Source organism: Flavobacterium sp. ACN2 (assembly GCF_002303885.1).
Taxonomy (GTDB): Bacteria; Bacteroidota; Bacteroidia; order Flavobacteriales; family Flavobacteriaceae; genus Flavobacterium.
The window spans coordinates 73,457-89,300 of sequence record NZ_MRCM01000010.1 but is presented as its reverse complement, the minus strand read 5'-3'; the positions used below and the strand labels follow the sequence as shown (position 1 = coordinate 89,300).

The following is a 15,844-nucleotide window of genomic DNA, read 5'->3' as shown; positions in this document are numbered from 1 at the left end:
TGAGATTGCCTTTCTTATTTTAAATTGGAAATTAATTAACCATGAGCTTCAACCGAAACGTCATTCCATTTTTCCCAGTTTTCTAATCTTTGCTCGTAGCTTTGTTTTACGAATGGAAATGCTACTTTTCCTAGCAACAATCGTAACGGCGGATTTTCTGATTCTACCAAATTCACAACTGCTGGAGCTGTTGCTTGCACTTTACCAAAAATGTTTTCTCTTTCTGCCAGAGCTTTTTTGATTTCGTCATAATAAGGTAAACTTTCGCTGGTAATTCCAGTATGCCAGATATTAGATTCGTATCCGTTTGGTTCTAATAAAGTTACGTTGATTCCGAATTGTTTTACTTCTGATGCTAAAGTTTCGCTTAAACCTTCAATTGCAAATTTAGAAGCGCTGTAAAGTCCCATTCCTGTTGGTAAAGTTGCTAATCCTAAAATAGAAGAAACCTGAATAATATGACCGCTTTTTTGTTCTCTCATTATTGGAATAACAGCTTGGGTTAACCATAATGTCCCAAAGAAATTCGTTTCAAATTGTTCTCTAGCTTCGCTTTCGCTTGCTTCTTCAACTGCGCCTGTAAGTGCGTAACCAGCATTATTAATCAAAACATCGATAGTTCCAAAATGTTGTTTTACTTTTTGAACCACTTCTAGTGATTCTTGACGGTTATTTACATCCAATTTTAAAGGTAAAATCGCATTTCCGTATTTTTCTTTTAAATCGTTTAAGGTTTCAAGGTTTCTAGCAGTTCCTGCTACATTGTATCCTTTAGCTAAAAAAGCTTCTGCCCAAGCTCTTCCAAATCCTTTTGAAGCTCCTGTAATTAAAATTGTTTTTGACATGGTATTTGTTTTTATAATTAATTAATTTTAAAAATGACCAATCGGTCACTTTTAGGTTGAAAAAAATTATATCAATTTTTCAGATATAATTTTTTTAAGCGTTTTTTCTATTGTTTTCATATTATCGTTATTGCCAGACATACGGGACATTAAATGGCCTCCTTCAAGCATGGCAAAAAGCGCAATGGCAAATTCAGATGCATTCCATTCAGGATCAAATTCTTTATTTGCGATTCCTTTTTCTATAATCGAGGTTAAAAGCTGCTGTCCACGTTTGATAGCGGTGTTTACTTTTTCTTTTACAATCGGGTTGGTATCGTCAGCTTCGGTTCCAAAGTTTAGCAAAGGACATCCGCCAATTACCGGTGGATTGATCGGATTACTAAAAAACTCTATATAGGCAAAAAGCTGGTCTTTGGCGCTTTTTCCTTCTCTAAGTGCCATTTCCAGTTTAGAGCTTAGTATTTTCATATTATGATCTACGGCAGCACAAGCTAAAACATCTTTGTTTTCAAAATGAACATACATACTACCTTTAGACAGTTTGGTTGCCTCCATAATATCGCTCATAGAAGTTGCTGCAATTCCTTTTGTATTAAAAATAGGAGCGGCTTTTTCTATAATAAATTGTCTAGTTTCTTCACCTTTTGTCATGATAGGTTGTATTTAACGATGCAAATATATGACCGATTGGTCATATATGCAAATAAATTTTACTTTTTTATTTATTTAGCTGTTTTTTAAATAGATAAAAACAGCTTCAGATACTCTAAAATAGTAATATTTGAAGCTGTTTATCGTCATCAAAATGATTGTAAAAAATTAATTCGCTCTATTCCTTTCCTCTTCATTTCCAAAGTTTCTCTCTTTAGATTTTACACTTTGGTTTCCGAATTTGTAGCTTAAAGCAATTCTAAAAGCTCTTGAATCTCCATAATTTTTCATTGTATTTTTAATTCCGTTTGAATAATAAGAAATTAAAGGCTTTTGTGCATTCAATAAATCTTCTCCGGTTAAAGTAATCGAAAGATTCTTTTTTAAAGCTAGAAATTTCACCGAAACATCTAAAATATTCAAAGTCGAAATATTAAAAACCTGATAGCGTCCTGGCAATTGCAAACCATAATTTAAACCCAGAAAAAGAGTTTTAGATTGATTTACTGTGAAATCATTATTGGTGTAAATATAACCGTTGTACCCATCTACAGAAGCAATTAGATTCGTTCTCGATTTTACATTTTGATAGTTTAAATTGAATCCCATAAAGCTGTTCCACCATGTATATTTATTGAAATTGTAATACGTTGAAAGCCCTATTTGGTAAGTGTCAGCGTAATTGATTGGCGTGCTTTTCGTGATATTGGTTTCAGGATCAATAATCGCTAATTCTTGACCGAAATCTGAAACTTGAGAAAAATAGATATTATTTACCCATTTTTGATTGCGAATATAAGAGAATTGTAAATTGTCTATAATAGAAGGCTTCAAAAACGGATTTCCTTCAGAATAATAAAACGGACTCGTTCTAATCACAAACGGATTCAAATAATCAAAATCGGGTCTGCGGATTCTTCGGCTGTAATTTAAAGAATACGAATTGTTATCATTTGCATTGTAAGTCACATAAGCGGTTGGAAACAATTTGATATAATTGTTTTTGTTAGTTTGGTTTAGATTTTCAGAATAGCCTTCTGTTTGTGTCGCTTCGGTTCTTAAACCAATTTGCGTTTCCCATTTTTCGCTTAATTTTTTATTTGCAGAAAAATAGATTGCCTCGTTGTACTCTTTGTACGTGAATATATTAGAATAATTGGTGTCCAGAATTGGAGTTCCTGTTTCGTTGTCAAAAACCGTTAAATTATTTTTAGTATTCGTATAAAATCCTTTTCCGCCAAAGCTTATATTCGCCCAAGAATAAGGAATAGAAACATCCATTTTTGCCGAATAATTTCTCAATTGGTTTAAATTAGAATTAATTGCCGCAAAATAAGTTCCAGGAATATTTCCTTTCTGATTATCCATTTCATTTCCCGAAAACACACGTGAATCGTCTTTTTGGTAGTCAAAATAATCTAAATCTACTGTAATGTTTTTGCCTTCATTATTTAAATTAAAAACGTTATTCCAGTTAACCGAATTCATTTGAGGTTTGTTCTGTGCATGTACATTAGAAAACACATAAGAATTGATTTCTCCAGCTGTATTGTAACGAGTTGTCAGCGGATTATTTGCTGAATTTCTGTCATTAAAACTTCCTAAATATTTTACTCCAGAAGTCCAATTTTCAGTCAGTTTATAATCGGTACCAAAACCAATGCTCAATAAATCTGTTTTTGATTTGGTTGCAATATTTTGTTTCCAAACTTCATTAGGATAATAAATTTGGTTATCTGAAGTCGTGCGAAATTGCTCTGTTCCTTTATTGATTGAAGCTTGAAGCGAAAGTTTATTGTAATTATAAATAAATAATCCATTGATGTTTCCGCTTGCATCACTTCTTTGTGTATAGGTAGTTCCGAGATTAGCGGTCCACGAATTCGCTTTAGCAGTTTTCAATTTAATATTGATCAAACCACTATTGCCTTCCGCTTCATATTTTGCAGGAGGCGTTGTAATTACTTCAATACTTTTAATGTTATCTGCGGGAATCGATCTTAGAAATGCAACAAGATCTTCCTGAGTCATTTTATTTAAACGATCATCAATCATAACCAAGACTTCTCCCTTTCCAACAATAGAAATCGTTTCGTTCTGAACTCTCACGGTTGGCGTAGATTTTAAAGCGTCCAAAGCAGTTCCGCCGGTTACAACAATAGAGTTTTCGACATTAAAAACCAAACGATCTACTTTTTGCTCTACCAATTTTTTTCTTGATTTTACAGTCACACCATCAAGCTGAATTTGTTCTTTTACTTCTAATTCTCCTAAATGAATATCTTGATTGATATCAATTGGCTTATTGCTAAATTCAGTTCCAAATTGTTCTATTATGAGGAGATAATTTCCTTTTTCTGCTTTCAATGTAAAATTTCCCAAACTATCTGTTGAAGCTTGCTGGTACAAAGTTTTATCGATCTTTAATAAAGTGGCAGTTGCAAATTCAAGCGGTGTTTTGTTCTGATTGATGATTTTTCCTTTTACAGAAAATTGTTGGGCAAATACGTTAATTTGAAATAGAAATAAGACTGGTACTAAAATGATTCTGTTCATGGTTTTAAAATTAATTACAGGACAAAACTGTTAGAATTAAAACCCAAAAACCACTTTTATCGACAAACCCCTTCGATTTATCTGCAAACCTGTAAAAATGCTTTTTATTGAATGTATATCTTTGTTTTAAAAATATACCGAATGTATAAAGGAACCGTTACAAAAAAACTGGAATGTCTAATTCATTTTATTTATTGGATTTTAATTTTCTATTTCACTTTCGTGAAAAACCCTATTGGAAGACAATTTTTTTTACCAGATCTTTTTCTTTGCACTTACTTTATCGTTTTTATTATTACGTTCTATTTTAATTATTTGATCGTAATGAAAACGGTTTTTAAGACTTTTAAATGGAAAAGGCTTTTTGCAGGAGTTTTTGTTTCGTATCTGGTTTTTACTTTTTTGAGATTCTTTTTTGAGCAAATTGTAACCAAACTTTTATTTGATAAAGTAAATTATACCGATGTTAATTTTCTGAACTATATGCTCGATAATTTGCATTACAGCAGTATGGCGATTATTTTGAGTTCGTTTCTTTGGTTTGTTATTTATTCGATTCGTCTTTTAGAATATAACAAGCTTATTCTAGAAGAAAATAAGAATACCGAAATCAAATTTTTGAAAGCGCAGATTAATCCGCACTTTGTATTTAATACTTTAAATAACATTTACTCAATGGTTTATTTTCAGTCAGATAAGTCATTGGTCGCGATTGATAAATTGAGCAAGATTATGCGTTTTACAACGTACGAATCTCAGAAAGAAAAGATCAGACTTTCAGATGAAGTGGATTATATAAAAGCGTATATTGAACTCGAACAATTGAGGCATCAGGACAATGTTCGTGTTGATTTGAATGTCGAAATCAAGAATGAATATGAAGAAATTCCGCCATATATTTTGTCGCCTTTGGTAGAAAATGCGTTAAAGCACGGAGAAGTTTCAGACTCAGAACCCATAGAAATTCAGCTAAAGGTTTCTTCTGAAAAATTGATTTTTAAAGTGAAAAATAAAATCGGAACACAGAAAAAAGATAGTTTGGGCGGAATTGGATTGGATAATTTGCAAAAGCGTTTACAGATTCATTATCCCGAAAAACACCAAATAAAAATAACCAAAGAAGAAAACCATTTTACGGCTGAACTAGAAATAGATTTAAAATGACTAAAAAAATAAACTGCATAATTCTGGATGACGAGCCGTTTGCTGTCAAATTAATTGCCGATTACGCATCTAAAATTTCAAGGTTAAATGTTCTGTATGCCGACAGTGATGTCTTTAAAGCGATTGAAGTTTTAAATACAGAATCGGTCGATTTGATTTTTATTGATATCCAGATGCCGCAATTGACTGGAATTGAATTGATGCAGATGTTCAATCAGAAATATAATTTTATCATTACATCGGCTTATCCACAATATGCGCTTGAAGCTTTTCAATTTCATGTGATTGATTATTTGCTGAAACCCATTACGTTCAATCGTTTTTATCAAAGTGTAGAAAAGTTCATTCGCTGGCAGGAAACTTTTCAAACTACTGAAAAAGCAGGAGATGATTTTCTATTTGTAAAAGCGGACCGAAGCACTATAAAATTGCTTTAAGCGATATTTTATATATTGAAGGATTACGAGATTATATCCGCATCCATACCAATGACGAAAAAATTATGGCATTGGAGAATATGAAAGATATTTTGGAGAAACTTCCGAATCAGTTTATTCGAATTCATCGTTCGTATATTATTCCAAAGGATAAAATTAAGGTTATTGATGGAAATCAGATTCTAATGAAAAGCGGTAATGCTTTACCAATAGGAGAGACGTATAAAAAGTTGGTTAGTGAGTGGTTGGTGTAAGTTTGGAATGTTTTATAAATAAAGAATTAAAATAAACTAAAAAGAAATGAAGAAATTCGAATTGTACTGGAGAGACCTTAACATTGGATCGATTGTTGAAACCAACTGGGATATGAGAAGTTCAGGAGATATTTCGTTTAAATTTGATTATTTAGCTGAGTCATCTGAAAATGAACATTTGGCTGACTATATAAAATTCTCTATAAATGATAGCATTTTATTAGGTGAAGGAGTTGAGGATGATGATTTGGTTTTGGCTCAATCAGAAGAGGAAAAAAAATATCTTGATTTAATAGTTGATACTACTAAAGATTGGTACATTCTCAATGAGAAAGGAGATAAAAGTATAATTCTTTGTCCCATATTTCATGAAGATGATCAAATAACCTGGATGAAAGATTCGGACTATTTTTAATTTTTGTTTTGATCCCTCGAATCAGCAAATGCTTTTTCGTGGTTAAAAAATTTCGATATATTTACAAAAGAAAAATTCTATTACTAATTTTAGAAAATAGGTTCTAACTTATTTATTTTTAATACTACCAATGCATCATATTATTTATCAAAGCCCTAGAATAATTATCCGCGAATTTTTGCCTGAAGAAAAACAGACATTCTTTGATCTTTTTATAGACAAGCAGGTGACGCAATACCTTCCTGATACTTCACCAGAAAGATGTGCCGAAATGTTTAACGAACTGCAAGAAAATTATAAAAACAAAAATCTCAGCCGTTGGGCGATATTTGATACTTTGGATAATAGTTTTATCGGAATGTGTGTTGCCCGTATTTTTGTACACAATACAGATCAGATAGAGATTGGGTATGTGCTTAGTAGAGCATATTGGGGAAAAGGTATTGCCACAGAAGTATGCAGGGCTATGACTCAATATAGTTTTGAAAATACAAAGACAAATGAAGTTGTAGCCATAACAGATCTCGAGAACACCGGATCGCAAAATGTGCTGCAAAAAGTTGGTTTTAAACGATTAAGCAATCTGATAAGAAACGAGGAGGAACTTGCTTATTTTAAGATTGAGAGATTGCAGTTTCATTTATGATTGGGGTATTTAAAAAGTCTCTTTTTTAAAACCTCAGCGGATAGACTTTCAGCATTTTAAGCAAAATATTTTTAAAATTTGGATAAAATCATCCATACTTTTTTAGACTTTCCCATTTAAATTTTAAATTTCGCCTAAGTTAAAAAACTATGGACAGATACAGCTTTTTGGAAATAGCGGCACTTATAGGAATATTTTTGGTGCTGTTTCTTGCCTTATTTCTGTTTACCGTTAAAACAAAATATAAATTGGCAAATTGCCTTCTTGCCTTTTTTCTTTTTGCATGTGCTGCAGATGCATTGAAATTTTTGATGCGTGATTTTCCTGTTAACTACATCAATCTCGAAGCATTTCGATGGAGCATCAACTATTTGGCTCCTGCCTCTTTTTATCTCTATGTATTGTCGATCTGTTTTTCTGGATTTCGATTGAAACCGAAGCATTTACTGCACGCCATTCCGTTTGCCGCTTTCAATCTGTATATGATGGCGGGGATATATTTTGAGGATAGAGCTGCAAAAGTGAGTTTCATAAACGCTATGAATCAGACGCCAGTCATGCAGTTTTTTTATTTTCTTTTCGAAATTTTATTTCAAGTTTATTTTATCGCTTCATTTTTGGCGGTTAGAAAAGCTAAAACCGTCTATCTCGAGAATTATACGAATCCGGATATCTCTTTGCTTAATGCACTTTATAGAGTAACAATTCTATATTATGCTTTACATTTTATAGTGCTTTTAAGGTGGCTGGTTACTTTTATCTTTGGTTTGGGAGAAGTAAGAGCTTGGATTGTAACTCTTGACGGGTTTGCGTTTTTATTCTGCACTTGCTGGTATCTGTTTGCTGCGTTAAATAACCCAGAGTTTTTCAGGGGCATCAATTCTCAGTTTAAACCGATTGCAGATGCTGTGTCGAAACAGAAATCGCCTCCTGCAATAGATGAGGAAAAAAATAGACAGATAGAATCCTTGAAAGATTTTATGATTGAAAAGGAACCTTACCTGGATTCTTCATTGACGATCCAGGATTTGGCTGAACAATTGAAAATGCCAGTTAAAGATTTGTCTGCGCTGATTAACCTATATATGGATAAGCACTTTTTCGATTTCGTAAATGAGTATAGGATTGAAAAAGCTAAAGAAATTCTAAAAGATCCTCTGGAGAAAGAGCTTACCATTCTTGAAATTCTCTATAAGGTAGGCTTCAATTCCAAATCATCGTTTAGCTCTTCTTTTAAAAAATATACCGGAAAAACTCCGACTGATTTTAGAAAAGACTCGAATTAATTCATTTTTTTCCAAGAAAAGGGTTCGACTTTTTTTAATCGGTCGCGTATTGAAGCGTTTTAAAGCATATTTGCAGAAAGTTTTAGACAATCAATCAAAATTCTATCTCCGAAAAATTTATTAAAAATGAAGATCAAGTTTTTATTATTGGCAGCCATTCTATCTGCAAATGTGCTTTCTGCCCAAAAATCAAGTGACGTTAAAGAAGCGAAGAAAACACGTCAAAATTCGACCCCACAGCATTCATCGGTTTTCAGCCAAATTGATTCCCTAATGGCAACATCCTATGAAAGAGGGCTATTTAATGGGAACGTGCTTATCGTTAAAAACAATAAAATTATCTATCAGAAATCATTCGGTTTTACCGATGAAACCAAGAAGACTCCCCTAAGTGAAAATTCAATATTCAATATTGGCTCTATCGCAAAGGAATTTAATGCCGTTTCGATAATGATTCTAGCTGAACGTGGACTTCTTAATCTTGATGACCATATATCCAAATTTGATTTGGGACTGCCTAACTGGTCAGAAAAAGTTACGATAAGACATCTTATCAATTATGCCAGCGGCATTGCCAGAATTGACCCCATAGTGCCTAAAAATGACCAAGAGGCTTGGAAAATCTTAAGAAACAGCGACAGTTTGCTGTTTGAGCCTGGAACTGCCTACAGGTATGACAATAGCAATGTATTTTTACAGAGACGAATTATTGAAAAGGTATCCGGAATGTCATACGAGGAATTTGTCCTTAAAAATATAGTTGGACCATTGAAAATGACAAATTCGGCATTTGATCCGAAATCTGGCTATAAAAATCGAACGTCTTGTTACGATTTGGATAATGTGAGATGTCCAGAATTGGAATTTATCAGCGGATGGCTCTGGACGGATACAAATGATCTTTATAAATGGATTGAAGGAATGAATAGCAACCGTCTGATATCCGAGAAATCCTTTTTTACACTGCTAGAAAACCCATATGCAGTCGACGAAGGCGGATCACTTGGCAGATACTTCGAAAAAGACGAGCTGCAGAGGCACAATGGGGTATCGTATAAATTTGAATCTATTTTCTTAAACGATTTTAAAAATAAGATAACGATAATCCTATTGTCCAATAATCTGAATAGGGTTTGGGATCTAGGCTACAGCATCCACAGCCTAATGTTAGGAAAGGAATACGAAATCCCTAAAAAATCTATTCATTTGGCTATCAGAAAGCAAGCGCTTAATGATACGGAGAAAGGCATCGAGGCATACTATCTGCTCAAAAAAAATTCTGAGAAGGAATACAGCTTTGGAAATCCGAGCGAACTCAATGCATTAGGATATGAACTACTAAGGGCCGGAAAAACTAATGGGGCAATAGAGATATTTAAACTGGCAACAAAAGAGTTTTCTACAAATGCCAATCTGTTTGACAGTTTAGGTGAAGCCTATTATATTAATAAACAGTACGATTTGGCATTAAACAGCTATGCAAAAGCAATAAAACTTGGCGGAACAAACGGAAACGCAGAAAAAATGATAGAGAAAATCGAGAAAATAAAAGTAAATAATTAGTCATGGCATAAACTTGGCTTTTATCACAAGAGGGAATTATTGAATTTCCTCTTGTTCTTTTAGTTAGTTATAATTTTCATCTTTTTTCTCAGACTTATTTTATTTTTGCTTTTAACTGGTGACGGGGGAATGAGAAGATTATTTAGGGACAATTTATTTCTAAGGATTAAATAAGATTAATAGAATTATTGGTAGGGGTTGTGGTTTCGCTGCTATTTTACGCCCTAATTTGTTGAGGAAATTTAAATCCTAAAATGTCGTTGGACTGAAGTTCAAAATTGATTTATTTCTTTAAGATATTGTTAGTTTTTCCGGCTGGATAGAATTTTGAATTAATTGTGTTTTAAATTTGATTAATTTGATAGAAGTAATATATTTACAACGAAATAAAATCTGACAAATTTTTTATTAATGATAATGTGATTATGATTTTAAAATACATCTAAATCAATTTGCAAAAAATTATAGAAGAATGTATTATAAAATTTATTAACAAGTGTATTTGTATTTTATTTAATTAATGTGTAAAAAATTTATTATATAATTTAAAAAACAAAACAAAAAATCACGAAAATAAGTGAGATTAATTAATGGAGGTGGGATTTTTTTTTGACTGCCTGATGGCATACTCACTATTAGAAATCAATTTTGATTATTGTTACAGTACGGCTTAATTGGAGATATCGATCATGTGAAACAAAGAACAAAAGAGTAAATCTATAGCAGATAACTATAAAAAACAAACCAAGTGCACGTGGTAGATTTTAGAGAAATGATCTGCGAAAGATTTTCAATTAATTATTAACTATAACAAACATGAAAATCATGAAAAAAATGAGTTTTAAAGACATGAAAGAAAATGCTCTTAAAAGAGATCAAATGAGAATGATTTCTGGAGGCTGTGACGAGTGCGGAGCTGCAACGAAAGAATGCGGTGAGGAATGCGGAGGCGATGCAGGAGGCTGTGATGGATACTGCGACTACTGCAGAAACGGAAAGTGCGACTGCTAAGATTATCCAATCCTAGTTAACAAAGTAAAGGAATTGCATGCAATTCCTTTACTGACATTAAAAAATAGAAATGCAGGAATTGTCATTCCTGCTTCTTTAAATAGATAAGCCAATGCATTATTTAAAAAAAATCTCCTTGTTAAACTGTCCTGAAATTAACTGTTTAGAAAACACAAAAAAAATGTTCAAACTGGCTCTTCTTCTTTTTTTAGTTTCCATTTCTCTATCTGCCCAGAAATTAGGCAATAGAACCGCATTCGAACTAAGGGGTGCGGGTGAAGGATTAAGTATTGATAAGATCTATCTGGTTTACGAAGTTGGCGACAAAAGAATTTATGACTCGGTTAAAATAGATAATAGCAAATTTATTTTGAAAGGAAATATCAATTATCCCACAAGAGCCACTTTATGCAATAATCGAGAGTTTAGTATGAGCAGAAGCAATTCTATAGAATTGTTCCTTGAACCAGCCATAATGGAAATAAAGTTAGATTTTTATGATTTTTCAACAGCAGAGGTAAAGGGCAGTAAAACACAAGACGAATATTCCCAGCTTCAAAAAGTAAAAAATGGCATATATAGTAAAAGAGATTCTATCTCATTGCTAATAAGATCGTATTTTGACACGATCACTGCCGCCTCAGACCCGCAGATTAAATTGGAACTGGAACATCAATTGGAAATTTTGGAAAAACTGTCAGATCAAAATAAAATCACAGAAATGGAGATGGATTTTAATTTTATAAGGCAGAATCCGTCTTCGTTTATAGCTCCCTCTTTACTTTATTACAGATTGGCTAAGAAAGAAGGGCTTTTAAATTATGAAACTATTATTTCTCTTGCTGATGGACTGTCAAAAGAAGTAAAAGAATCTCCATCGGGAATGAGGCTTTTTAAAAGGATTTCCGACTTTAGAAACAGTAAAGTGGGAAGCATTGCTCCTGATTTTATATTAAAAGATTACAATGGAGAGGTGATCCCTCTGGCAACCTTTCGGGAAAAAAAATATGTTCTGATAGATTTCTGGGCCAGCTGGTGCGAGCCTTGCAGGGATGATCTGCCTTTTCTTAAAGATACCTATGAGAAATATAAAGATAAAGGATTTGAAATTATCAGCATATCCAGAGATAAGAATTTAAATTCATGGAGGAAAGCAATCGCCGATGAAAAAATTGGTTTATGGAAGCATATATCCGTTGCTGAAAATCAGACAAAAATTGAAGATAATTACCTTGTGACAGCAATTCCTGTCAAAATTCTAATTAACAAACGGGGCGAAATAATTGGACGATGGAAAGGCAGTGGAGATGAAAATAAAATGGAATTAAAAAAAATACTTGAAAAAACTTTTGACAAAGAATAAAATTTCTAAAACATTTAGATTAAGAGCTTAATATATGACCGAAAATTTCACTTATCTTTTTCAGTATTTAGAAAAAGAAGAACTACCAATTGATAAATCTGAATTTTCATTCCAGGTGCAGTCGCATCCTGATTACCCTACTTTACTGGCTATATCGGATACCTTAAATTTTTTCTCTATAGAAAATTTTGCTATAAATATTGATTTCGATGATATTGAAATTTTGCCCGATAGATTTATTGCCGTTCTAAAAAATGACAATGGTAAAAAGACGCCCTATTTTATTGAAAGGAAAGAAACTTCCTATTTCACATATAAAGGAAAAAAAATAGTCGAATATGATAGAGAGCTTTTGCAGCAAAGATGGGGCGGGACTGTTTTGTTGGCGGAAAAGACTAATGAAATTGAAACAGGATCTAAGAATAATTATCCATTCATTTTGCCATCTTTATCTTTAATTCTGCTTGGCATCCTATATTTCAATGCTGATGAAAGCCTTACGACAAAGATTTTTGCCATTTTCCCGATAATCGGCCTTTTGTTTTCAATTGCAGCACTAAAAGATCTGTTTGGTACAAAGAGCGCATTAATTGCAAAATTCTGCAATATTTCAAACGATACAAGCTGTGAGGCTATACTTAACTCAGATAAATGGAAATTGTTCAAGTTTTTAAATTTCAGCAGTTTAAGCATCGTTTTTTTTGCGTCTCAGTTTATAAGCCTCTTTGTATTGATACTTGCCGGAAATTCAAATGATTTTTTTATAATTCAAAAAGCATTGCTCTATTGTAGTATACCGATCATTATCCTATCGCTTTACTATCAAAAAATAGTTGAAAAAAAGTGGTGCCCGATATGCTTGGCAATAATATTTACTTTATTGGCAGAGCTATTGTATGTCGAAATATTTCTTGAAAATAGTGTAGGCATTTCGCCCAGATCTATTTTAGTATTTGCATTCCTATTTCTGGCTATATCATTTATTTGGTCACTGCTCAAACAGATGTTGGCAAAGCATAATGAGCTGAAAGACATGAATTTTAAAGCGACGAGATTTATACGCAACTATAAAATTTTTAAGATTGTCTTGTTATCCAGATCAAAATTAGATATGCTTCAAAGTCCAATCCAGCTTGGAAATACAAACAGTAAAGTTCAAATAACCATAATCACAAATCCTTTTTGTGGCTACTGTAAGGATGCCGATGCATTATTGGCTAAAATTTTGAAGCTTCATGGAGAAAAAGTAAAAATCAATGTGCTGATGGGGATTGATATTGGAAAAGAAAGGGATGAGAAAAAACTGCTGTTAAGGAGCCTGATGGCAATTTATCTGGAAAAGGGACAAGAAGCTTATAGCGAAGCATTAGCCAATTGGTTTGAAGAGAAAAATATTAGCGAATGGCTGCAGAAATATAAAATGGATTTTGATATTTTGAAAATCGATGAATTATTTGCCAAACAGTTCGTCTGGTGCCAAAATAACCATTTCCAATTAACGCCTACACTTTTTATTAATGGATATCATTACCCTAAGGTGTATGATAGGCAAAATTTGGAATATTTCATAAATGAATTGATTGAGGATGATCTTTAAATGAAGATAATTAGAAGTATTGGGAAGGAAATCCAAAAGCAAATACTCCCTCTAATATTTGTGGAAAATCAGATGTTTATGGCGATATCTCATAAAAATTAAAACAGCCTTCGGGCTGTTTTTTATATTGTTTCTAATTCAAGCTGCTTGCCAGTTGGTTTAGATTTTTTAGTTTTTTGTTTTTTCCAGCGAAGATGAAGCCGGCCAGACAGGTTTGTTTATTTGGATGAAAAATTATTTAAGAGTTAGTTTTTATATCTGCCACTTTTATTTTCTGTTTATTATAATGTGGTTATAATTAATTACTTGTAAATAATTGAAATATAGTGTCTTGCTGTCTTTTTTTGATTAAATTTATATAAAAAAAAGGCAATATGGTTACAGCTATACTTCGAGCACATCCTGAACTGGCACTTTTCTTATGCTTAGCTCTTGGATTCTTAATAGGGCGTATTAAGATAGGTACATTTAAAATTGGTGTCGTATTAGGAACTTTGTTTGCTGGAGTGCTAATTGGTCAGTTGGATATTGAAATTCCTGATATTGTAAAAACTATTTTCTTTGACTTTTTCCTGTTTTCTACAGGATATAAAGTTGGACCTCAATTTTTTCAAGGTTTTAAAAAAAATGCATTTCCGCAATTACTGCTCACCTTGGTAATTTGCTTATCGTGCCTATTAGTGGCATATTCTGTCTCTACTTTTTTAGGGTATGATGTTGGAACAGCAGCCGGATTATTGGCAGGGGCGTTTTCTGAATCAACTGTAATTGGTACTGCATCAGATGCTATCAGCCACTTAAATCTTGCTGATGCAGAAAAAAGCCGATTAATCAATAATATTCCAGTAGCCTATTCTGTAACTTATCTTGTAGGGGCAGCCTCTTTTGTTTTTTTTCTAACTGGAATTGCTCCAAAATTGCTTGGTATTGATTTAGTGAAAGAAAGTGATAAATTGGCTGAAACCATTTCAGGAGAAACTGAATATGGTCCAGGAATGAAAAGCGCCTATCAGAGATGGATTATTCGTGCCTTTAAAATAACCAATGAGAAATGGACAGGAATCAGTATAAGCGAGTTTGAAAGATTAATTTCTAACAAGAATATTGTTATTCAGAGAATACGCCATAAGGATCAATTGCTAGATCCCAACCCCGATATTATAATTCAAAAAGATGATGTAATGGTTATTATGGGACAGCATGGAATCATTTTGGATAGTCTCTTTTCTATTGGACCAGAAGTATTGGATGAAGAATTATTAAATTTTCCGCTGGCTCATTTAGATGTTACGATTACGAATAAAGCTATTGAAGGGATGACAGTAAAGTCTCTTCGAAAAAGCAGTTTTTATCATGGATTAATGCTAAACAAAATAACCAGAGAAAATCATGAGATACCGCTTGAATCGAAGACAGTTTTAAATAGAGGTGATATTTTGAATCTTTCAGGCAGGCCTGCAAAACTAGAAAAAGCAGCAAAAGAAATAGGTTATCTGGATCGTTTAAGCCCCGAGACCGATATCATTTTTGTTGGTTTGGGTATTGTCCTTGGTGGACTTTTAGGTTTGCTTTCGGTAACCTTATTTGGAGTTTCGGTAACGTTAACAACAAGCGGCGGTGCATTGGTAATGGGATTAATTTTTGGTTGGTTGCATTCAAGAACTCCGGTTTTTGGCAGAATTCCAGAACCCGCTTTGTGGATATTTGACAACGTTGGTCTAGCAGCCTTTATTGGACTTGTTGGTCTTGCTGCTGGTCCGAGTTTTATCTCAGGTCTTAAAGAAACTGGATTTGGTATTTTATTAGCGGGTGTAGCGGTTGCCTTAATTCCTCATATCATCGGAATGTATTTTGGGAGATATGTATTAAAGATGAATCCCTTAATTTTACTTGGCGCGCAAACAGGTGCGGGCACATCAACAATTGGATTAAAAGCAGTTCAAGATGCATCAGGGAGTAAATTTCCCGTTTTAGGCTACACTATTCCTTACGCATTAGCCAATATACTATTGACTGCATTCGGCCCTATACTTGTAGGAATGATGTCGTAACT

14 protein-coding genes are annotated in these 15,844 nt (G+C 33.1%); 11 read left to right on the top strand and 3 right to left on the bottom strand.

Annotated elements, in window-relative coordinates:
• Nucleotides 1–35: 35 nt before the first annotated feature.
• The 3 genes from BSF41_RS13725 to BSF41_RS13715 all read right to left on the bottom strand — a co-directional run bounded on the left by BSF41_RS13725 (nucleotide 36) and on the right by BSF41_RS13715 (nucleotide 4,055).
• Nucleotides 36–845: an SDR family NAD(P)-dependent oxidoreductase gene (locus BSF41_RS13725; protein ID WP_095930068.1), complete on the bottom strand. Its 810-nt coding sequence runs from the start codon at nucleotides 843–845 to the stop codon at nucleotides 36–38.
• 66 nt (nucleotides 846–911) lie between these two features.
• Nucleotides 912–1,499 (bottom strand): TetR/AcrR family transcriptional regulator, encoded by a 588-nt coding sequence (locus BSF41_RS13720; RefSeq protein WP_095930067.1) that lies wholly within the window; start codon nucleotides 1,497–1,499, stop codon nucleotides 912–914.
• A 168-nt stretch (nucleotides 1,500–1,667) separates the two neighbouring features.
• A complete protein-coding gene (locus tag BSF41_RS13715; RefSeq protein ID WP_095930066.1) occupies nucleotides 1,668–4,055 on the bottom strand; it encodes an outer membrane beta-barrel family protein in 2,388 nt (795 codons plus the stop codon).
• 141 nt (nucleotides 4,056–4,196) lie between these two features.
• Here BSF41_RS13715 and BSF41_RS13710 point away from each other — a divergent pair, with 141 nt between their 5' ends.
• The 11 genes from BSF41_RS13710 (at nucleotide 4,197) to aspT (ending at nucleotide 15,842) form a co-directional block, all read left to right on the top strand.
• Nucleotides 4,197–5,219: a sensor histidine kinase gene (locus BSF41_RS13710; protein WP_253251826.1), complete on the top strand. Its 1,023-nt coding sequence runs from the start codon at nucleotides 4,197–4,199 to the stop codon at nucleotides 5,217–5,219.
• Nucleotides 5,216–5,656: a LytTR family DNA-binding domain-containing protein gene (locus BSF41_RS23980; protein ID WP_253251825.1), complete on the top strand. Its 441-nt coding sequence runs from the start codon at nucleotides 5,216–5,218 to the stop codon at nucleotides 5,654–5,656. The genes BSF41_RS13710 and BSF41_RS23980 overlap by 4 nt, the downstream gene beginning before the upstream one ends.
• The gene (locus tag BSF41_RS23975; RefSeq protein ID WP_371611318.1) at nucleotides 5,617–5,910 is read left to right on the top strand and encodes a LytR/AlgR family response regulator transcription factor; all 294 of its coding nucleotides are present in this window, start codon (nucleotides 5,617–5,619) and stop codon (nucleotides 5,908–5,910) included. Before BSF41_RS23980 ends, BSF41_RS23975 begins: the two co-directional genes overlap by 40 nt.
• 46 nt (nucleotides 5,911–5,956) lie before the next feature.
• Entirely contained in the window at nucleotides 5,957–6,325 is a 369-nt protein-coding gene (locus tag BSF41_RS13700; RefSeq protein WP_095930064.1) for a hypothetical protein, read from the top strand.
• A gap of 130 nt (nucleotides 6,326–6,455) precedes the next feature.
• Nucleotides 6,456–6,971, top strand: a complete 516-nt coding sequence (locus BSF41_RS13695) for a GNAT family N-acetyltransferase (RefSeq protein WP_095930063.1) — start codon at nucleotides 6,456–6,458, stop codon at nucleotides 6,969–6,971.
• A gap of 149 nt (nucleotides 6,972–7,120) precedes the next feature.
• Nucleotides 7,121–8,257, top strand: coding sequence for an AraC family transcriptional regulator (locus BSF41_RS13690; protein WP_095930062.1), 1,137 nt, complete (start codon nucleotides 7,121–7,123; stop codon nucleotides 8,255–8,257).
• Between the two features lie 126 nt (nucleotides 8,258–8,383).
• On the top strand, nucleotides 8,384–9,820 hold the full coding sequence (locus BSF41_RS13685; protein WP_253251824.1) for a serine hydrolase: 1,437 nt from the start codon (nucleotides 8,384–8,386) through the stop codon (nucleotides 9,818–9,820).
• Between the two features lie 825 nt (nucleotides 9,821–10,645).
• Nucleotides 10,646–10,831 (top strand): hypothetical protein, encoded by a 186-nt coding sequence (locus BSF41_RS13680; RefSeq protein WP_141248145.1) that lies wholly within the window; start codon nucleotides 10,646–10,648, stop codon nucleotides 10,829–10,831.
• Between the two features lie 112 nt (nucleotides 10,832–10,943).
• Nucleotides 10,944–12,194, top strand: a complete 1,251-nt coding sequence (locus BSF41_RS13675) for an AhpC/TSA family protein (protein WP_095930060.1) — start codon at nucleotides 10,944–10,946, stop codon at nucleotides 12,192–12,194.
• 34 nt (nucleotides 12,195–12,228) lie between these two features.
• Nucleotides 12,229–13,791, top strand: a complete 1,563-nt coding sequence (locus BSF41_RS13670) for a vitamin K epoxide reductase family protein (protein ID WP_095930059.1) — start codon at nucleotides 12,229–12,231, stop codon at nucleotides 13,789–13,791.
• A 374-nt stretch (nucleotides 13,792–14,165) separates the two neighbouring features.
• The gene (gene aspT, locus BSF41_RS13665; protein ID WP_095930058.1) at nucleotides 14,166–15,842 is read left to right on the top strand and encodes an aspartate-alanine antiporter; all 1,677 of its coding nucleotides are present in this window, start codon (nucleotides 14,166–14,168) and stop codon (nucleotides 15,840–15,842) included.
• The last annotated feature ends 2 nt before the right edge of the window (nucleotides 15,843–15,844 follow it).

Bases quoted from the DNA above. Each gene is read 5' to 3' on its own strand.
- BSF41_RS13720 (WP_095930067.1), bottom strand. From the start codon at position 1,499: ATGACAAAAGGTGAAGAAACTAGACAATTTATTATAGAAAAAGCCGCT.
- BSF41_RS13670 (WP_095930059.1), top strand. From the start codon at position 12,229: ATGACCGAAAATTTCACTTATCTTTTTCAGTATTTAGAAAAAGAAGAA.
- BSF41_RS13675 (WP_095930060.1), top strand. From the start codon at position 10,944: ATGCATTATTTAAAAAAAATCTCCTTGTTAAACTGTCCTGAAATTAAC.
- BSF41_RS13695 (WP_095930063.1), top strand. From the start codon at position 6,456: ATGCATCATATTATTTATCAAAGCCCTAGAATAATTATCCGCGAATTT.
- BSF41_RS13685 (WP_253251824.1), top strand. From the start codon at position 8,384: ATGAAGATCAAGTTTTTATTATTGGCAGCCATTCTATCTGCAAATGTG.
- BSF41_RS13700 (WP_095930064.1), top strand. From the start codon at position 5,957: ATGAAGAAATTCGAATTGTACTGGAGAGACCTTAACATTGGATCGATT.
- BSF41_RS13690 (WP_095930062.1), top strand. From the start codon at position 7,121: ATGGACAGATACAGCTTTTTGGAAATAGCGGCACTTATAGGAATATTT.
- BSF41_RS13680 (WP_141248145.1), top strand. From the start codon at position 10,646: ATGAAAAAAATGAGTTTTAAAGACATGAAAGAAAATGCTCTTAAAAGA.
- BSF41_RS23980 (WP_253251825.1), top strand. From the start codon at position 5,216: ATGACTAAAAAAATAAACTGCATAATTCTGGATGACGAGCCGTTTGCT.
- BSF41_RS13725 (WP_095930068.1), bottom strand. From the start codon at position 845: ATGTCAAAAACAATTTTAATTACAGGAGCTTCAAAAGGATTTGGAAGA.
- BSF41_RS13715 (WP_095930066.1), bottom strand. From the start codon at position 4,055: ATGAACAGAATCATTTTAGTACCAGTCTTATTTCTATTTCAAATTAAC.
- BSF41_RS13710 (WP_253251826.1), top strand. From the start codon at position 4,197: ATGTATAAAGGAACCGTTACAAAAAAACTGGAATGTCTAATTCATTTT.
- aspT (WP_095930058.1), top strand. From the start codon at position 14,166: ATGGTTACAGCTATACTTCGAGCACATCCTGAACTGGCACTTTTCTTA.